Annotated in this window: 3 protein-coding genes; all 3 read right to left on the reverse strand. The window is 42.6% G+C overall.

Translation table 11 applies throughout. The annotated features are described in order from the left end of the window. Positions 1–433: 433 nt before the first annotated feature. Positions 434–1,165 (reverse strand): 3-deoxy-manno-octulosonate cytidylyltransferase, encoded by a 732-nt coding sequence (kdsB, locus tag M3O96_RS21715; protein WP_249725293.1) that lies wholly within the window; start codon positions 1,163–1,165, stop codon positions 434–436. 812 nt (positions 1,166–1,977) lie between these two features. Further along, entirely contained in the window at positions 1,978–4,434 is a 2,457-nt protein-coding gene (locus tag M3O96_RS21720) for a GumC family protein (RefSeq protein ID WP_249725304.1), read from the reverse strand. Then, the gene (locus M3O96_RS21725) at positions 4,431–5,249 is read right to left on the reverse strand and encodes a polysaccharide biosynthesis/export family protein (RefSeq protein ID WP_249725318.1); all 819 of its coding nucleotides are present in this window, start codon (positions 5,247–5,249) and stop codon (positions 4,431–4,433) included. The genes M3O96_RS21720 and M3O96_RS21725 overlap by 4 nt, the downstream gene beginning before the upstream one ends. Between the last annotated feature and the right edge of the window lie 1,278 nt (positions 5,250–6,527).

The raw sequence follows: 6,527 nt of genomic DNA on the forward strand, positions 1-6,527 counted from the left end.
TACCCCATTCTCCCAATAAACTCAATTGCTAAAAATGAACTATTATTTCCTTTGTTACTTTGTGGTTTGCTGAGTTGTAAACATTATTAAAATGTTCAGAAGGGGATAGACAGTGTGCTTTTAGTTTTTCGCCTATTTAAAATTTCGGCTTCGACAAGCTCAGCCACCGATGTCAATTGGGCTTTAAGGGTCCCCCACCAAAACCGAATTCCGATCCCTGAGCTTTACGAAGGGAAAAAATCCATTTCTGTTATTGATAGTTCGAGATGACAAGGGCTGGTTTTTTTTCTCAATCCAATTATTATCATTACCCTTTTTCGCTTTCTATACCTTGGCGACTTTGGGTCTTAGCGAGAAATAATTTTTGCTTTAGGGCTCCGTGACTTTTTTGGTTAATAAAAATTTGTTAACCCACTCTAGGCTTAATAATTTCCTATAAAAGCCTGTTCTCCATATACCACGCTACAGCCTTTTCCAAATCTTCCTTGGTATCAATTGCAATCGCCTGATGAACCGTCGAAACCATCTTGATCCTTACCCCATTCTCCAATAACCTCAATTGCTCCAGCATCTCCGTGCTTTCCAAAAATGACTTGGCCAATCGGGTGAATGACAAAAGCACCTCTTTGCGGTAAGCATAAATCCCGACATGCTTCCAATAGGAGATTTCAACTCCTTTCTCCCTCACATATGGAATAGGACTCCTACTAAAGTAAAGTGCAAAATTATCCTTGTCCAACACCACCTTGACAGCATTCGGATTTTGCGCATCCGCAGCCGGGATCGAAAACATCATAGACGCCACCTGCACCTCAGGATTTGAAAATACTGCCGTCAGATCCTCCAAAGACTGCCTGTCCTGAAAGGGTTCGTCCCCTTGCACATTGACAAAAATATCCGCTTCAATGTTCCTAGCTGCCTCGGCGATCCTATCCGAACCACTTTCAAATTCCCTTGTACTGAAAAAAACCTCTCCCCCCACCGCTTTGATTTGCTCGGCTATGGCCTCATGATCCGTCACCACCACCACTTGGTCAAAAACACCCGTATCCACCGTACTCAAATAGGTCCTTTGGATAACAGACTTCCCACAAAGATCCTGCACCAACTTGGCCGGAAACCTCGTAGAAGCGTACCGTGCAGGAATTAAGGCTACTTTTTTCATTTATGAGAATATAGTATCAAGTATTATGTATAAAGTACCAAGAAACAAGTATTAAGTACCAAGAAACAAGAACCGAGATGCGAGTGGCAGAGCGCCTTTAGAGATCCTTCGTCCTCTCCACCAATTATGTAATTATCGGAGTCGTCATTCTGAATGATATTAATGTTAAATATTCCGGCCTCGGCAAGCTCGGCCAACGCGTAGCAGACAACAATTAACCATTTAACCATTTAACCAAATAACCTTCTCGGACAACGCGAAGCAGACAACAATTAACCAGTTAACCAGTTAACCTTTTAAACACCTTTCCAAAGCTAGATCCGAGAAGCGAGATCCGAGAAGCGAGATTCGGAGCAGTCCTAACCATTTAACCAAATAACCTTCTCGGGCAACGCGCAGCAGACAACAACTACAACAACTACAACCTGATAACTAGATAACTTGACAACGCGAAGCAGACATCAATTAACCAGTTAACCAATTAACCATTTAACCTTTTAAACACCTTTCCAAAGCTAGATCCGAGAAGCGAGATCCGAGAAGCGAGATTCGGAGCAGTCCTAACCATTTAACCAAATAACCTTCTCGGACAACGCGCAGCAGACATCAATTAACCATTTAACCAGTTAACCAAATAACCTTTTCGGGCAACGCGTAGCAGACAACAATTAACCATTTAACCATTTAACCAAATAACCTACTCAGGCAACGCGAAGCAGACAACAGTTAACCATTTAACCAAATAACCTTTTCGGACAACGCGTAGCAGACAACAATTAACCAGTTAACCAGTTAACCAAATAACCCCTAACCTACACCCTAAACTTCGCAAAAAACTTATCCAGCCACATGGAAGGCTTCTTTTCTCCCTCTGCATCTTCGTAATAATTTCCAGTCACATTGTTTTTCTTCATGTAAGAATAATTATAGCCATAACCATAATTATACCCTCCAAAATCATAAACATCCCCACCCGCACGGATACCGTTAAATACCGCATAGAAATCCCTGACCTGATCATTGGCATAGAGGTCATTGATCATCAACAAATACTTCTTATGGGTATAATCCTGACGGATGATATACAGATTGACATCAGAAAAACGCAGTAAATCCGTGGTTTCCGATACCAATGCAATAGGAGGCGTATCCATCACCACCACATCAAATTCTCCTTCCAAATAAGTTAGAAACTCCACCATCTTATCCTTCAACAACAATTCGGCAGGATTGGGAGGAATCGGACCTGAAGGCACGATAAACAGGTTGTCGTATTTGGTCTGAATGACAATCTCTTCTTTGCCGGCCCGGTCTACCAGATAGGAAGACAAGCCGACTTTGTTTTCAACGCCAACATAATCGGCAATTTTGGGTTTTCGTAAATCCAAGCCAATCAGCACGGTTTTCTTTCCACTCAGCGCCATCGCAGCTGCAAGATTGAGACTGACAAAGGTCTTCCCCTCACCCGATACGGAGGAAGTGACCAGGATCTTCTTACATTTTTTCTCACTTGCAATATAAAAAAGAGCCGACCGCAATGACCGGAATGATTCAGACACCATTGCCTTGGGATGCTCCGCCACAATCATATTGGTATCCTTGTTACTCTGTCCGATCGTCCCTAAGAGTGGGATCCGAAGTGAATTCTTGAGTTGGATCTGATCCATAATCCTATTGTTGAGGTAATGGAAGGCGAGTAAGAACAATACAGGAATGAAAAAGCCCAATCCCACAGCAATCCCATAATTCTGGGTTTTCTTAGGGAAAATCAAACTTCCCCTACGTGCATAATCCAAAACGGCATTATCCGAAACATTCGAGGCCTTGGCAATTCCCGCTTCCGCCCTCTTTTCCAATAAGTAATTATAAAGATTCTCCCTAAGCGTATACTGCCTCAGGATTTTGGTATAGTCAGATTCTGTTTGGGGCAATAGGGCAAACTTCCCGTCCATTTGCCGCAGCTTCTTTTGGGCCTCAGCTTTTCGGCGTTCCGTATTGGAAACCAGGTTGTTGATATTTTCAAAGATATTCTCCCGCAGCTTGCCGATCTGTTCATCCAAAACGGTCACATTGGGATGGTTATCATTGACCACAGCCAAAAGTTTCCGCCTTTCCAAAGACACAGTTACCAGGTTTTGGATGAGACCATTCAAAAACCCATCACTCAGACCCACTATCGAAGGGGCAACGATGTCCGAATAATCCATGGTCTTTTTACTGAGATAAGATTGAAGGGACTGGTAATAGCTCAACTCAAAATCAATATTTTGAATCATTTCCTCCAAAGTCTGTATATTTCCCAACACCCCACCAAATTCCGAATTGACATCCATCAACTTATTATCCACCTTGAAGTTGAGCATCGAACTCTCCACCATCTTCAGGGTATCTTCCAGGATATGCATTTGGTCATCTATAAACCTCAGGGTATTTTCTGAAATCCGGTTTTTTTCCCTCAGGTCAAATTCAATATAAGAATCCATCAAGGCATTGACATAATCCCGGCCTTTTTCCACCACTTGGGAGACCATGGACACCTGCAAAACCGTACCGAGGTTGTTGATCGGTCTCACGGTCACGGCCCTTGCATAATTGTCCAATACATCCACAGGATTATGAATGATAAAGTAAAGTTTGTCCCCTACGGCCATGCCTTTTGTCAATTGGACCACAAACTTCGACCGGTCGGATTGGACTACTTCACCAAACTTGTAAGTTTTGTTCAGGATGGCCGGGTCCAACGGCCGGTTGTTTTTGGAATTGAAAAAGTCAAAAAATGTCTTGTCTTCTTGCGTCAGGGTAAACTCCGTTTCTGAAACTTTGGTAAGGTGAACAGTACCTCCTTCTGACTGATGGACTGACCAATCCACCAAAACCTTGACCGGGGATTTGTCATACAACTCTACTTCTTTGATATTGGTAGAGGCATAGTAGCTCACCTCAAAGTGGACCTTCTTCAACGCTTCTTCTGCCAGATTTTTGGAAGTAAACAGCAGGATGTCATTTTCCAGGTTATTGCTCCCAGAGAAAATATTGGAACGGTCCAATATCCGCACCTCCGGAGAGGTTTTGGGCTTAATCAACATGGTACCTTGGACTTCATATTCCTCTACTGAGTATCGATGAAAAAGAAAAACCAACACCAAGGCTATAAAGATACATGTGGCGTACAAAGGCCAATACCGTGAGTATTTGATCAGGTAATACTTGATGTCAATCGGCTTTGCTTCCTGCTCAAACTTCGAAATATCAATTTTGCCTTCGATCATAGGTTACCACTGATTAAGGTGAATATCAACAATAAGGAAGTCGTCACTGAAATGATCAAACCCAAGGAAGCTGCAAAATTATCGGCATTACCAAACTGCCTGATGTTCATAGGTTCCAAATACAGGATATCATTGGGTTGGATAAAATAAAAAGGAGAGGCAAGCAATGCCCTGTCATTCAAATTGATCTGATGGATTTTTGTCCCACCGTCATATTGGCGGATCAAAAAGAGTTTGTTTTTCCTTGCCAATATATTGGACTCCCCTGCCATAGAAATGGCATCAAAAATAGTTGCCCTGTTTTTCATGATGACCATCGGACCTCCACCATTAAACTCCCCCATGGCAGTAAAACGGATTCCGCCGATGCGAAGCTTGACAAAAACATCTTCTTTGAAATATACCCTGATTTCCTCCTGTACCTTGAGCCTTGCCTCCTCTTCATTGAGTCCGGATATTTTTAACCTCCCGATTTTTGGCAATAGGATATAACCCTCCTGATCGAGAGAATAGCCTGTAAAATAAAAAATGTCACCTGCACCTCCAGCCATTCCACCTCCCATTCCGCCTCTCATATTCCTTGAACCCTGAAACTCAAATGCCTCGGTCAGCTCCTCATTGGAAGAGGCAAAATCAATATCCACAATGTCAAAAGGCTGCAGGATATACCTGTATTCCACTTCTGCAAAAGGTATAAATTGATCCAATTCAATGGGTTCGTTTTCAGGAAGGTTTTGGAGGTAGGTAATCCTTTTGTTGCTGATACAAGAAACTGCTAAAAGTAAGAAAACAATCCAGAGGCTAAGCTGCTTCATAAATACTAAGCGGGTGTCGATAAGGGTTCAAATATAAATAAATAAAGTAAATATGGTAATTATTTCCCCATTAAACACAAATGAAAAATAAGGAATTACATCACCCACAGCCGCAGAGAAAAGGGAAAAATCACCTCACGCGGAGCCGCAGAGAAAAGGAATGAAAAAGGATAAAAAATTAAAAATGAAAAATGCTGAATTCAGAATGGTGAATACACGCCGCGAGCTATGTGGTCTATGTGAGCTATATGGTAAATAATCATTCCATATTTTGCGTCCCTTGCGATAAAAAAAACACCTCACGCGGAGCCGCAGAAACGCAAAAAAAATAGAAGATAAGATGTCCCGCGAAGGCGTTTATGTCCCTGATATAGCTTGACCACTTTTACTCACTGCGATCTATGTGGTCTATGTGAGCTATGTGGTAAATAATCAATTCAAACTTTGTGAATTCAGAATGATGAATGCACGCCGCGATCTATGTGGTCTATGTGAGCTATGTGGTAAATAATCATTCCATATTTTGCGTCCCTTGCGATACCTTCGCGCTCATGGCGGTAAGAAGAATGGTGAATGCACGCCGCGATCTATGTGGTCTAGGTGAGCTATGTGGTAAATAATTTTCACAGATTCTCCCTTCGCGTCCCTTGCGATACCTTCGCGCTCATGGCGGTAAGAAGAATGGTGAATGCACGCCGCGATCTATGTGGTCTATGTGAGCTATATGGTGAATAATCATTCCATATTTTGCGTCCCTTGCGATACCTCCGCGCTCATGGCGGTAAGAAGAATGATGAATGAACACCGCGATCTATGTGGTCTATGTGAGCTATGTGGTAAATAATCATTCCATATTTCGCGTCCCTTGCGATACCTTCGCGCTCATGGCGGTAAGAAGAATGGTGAATGCACGCCGCGATCTATGTGGTCTATGTGAGCTATGTGGTAAATAATTTTCACAGATTCTCCCTTCGCGTCCCTTGCGGTAAAAGAAAAATTACCTCACGCGGAGCCGCAGAGAAAAGGAATGAAGAAGGATAAAAAATGAAAAATGCTGAATTCAGAATGGTGAATGCACGCCGCGATCTATGTGGTCTATGTGGTCTATGTGAGCTATACGGTAAATAATCAATTCAAACTTTGTGAATTCAGAATGATGAATGCACGCCGCGATCTATGTGGTCTATGTGAGCTATGTGGTAAATAATCATTCCATATTTCGCGTCCCTTGCGATACCTTCGCGCTCATGGCGGTAAGAAGAATGGTGAATGCACGCT

This window comes from Aquiflexum sp. TKW24L, from assembly GCF_023502205.1.
Classification (GTDB): Bacteria; Bacteroidota; Bacteroidia; order Cytophagales; family Cyclobacteriaceae; genus Cognataquiflexum.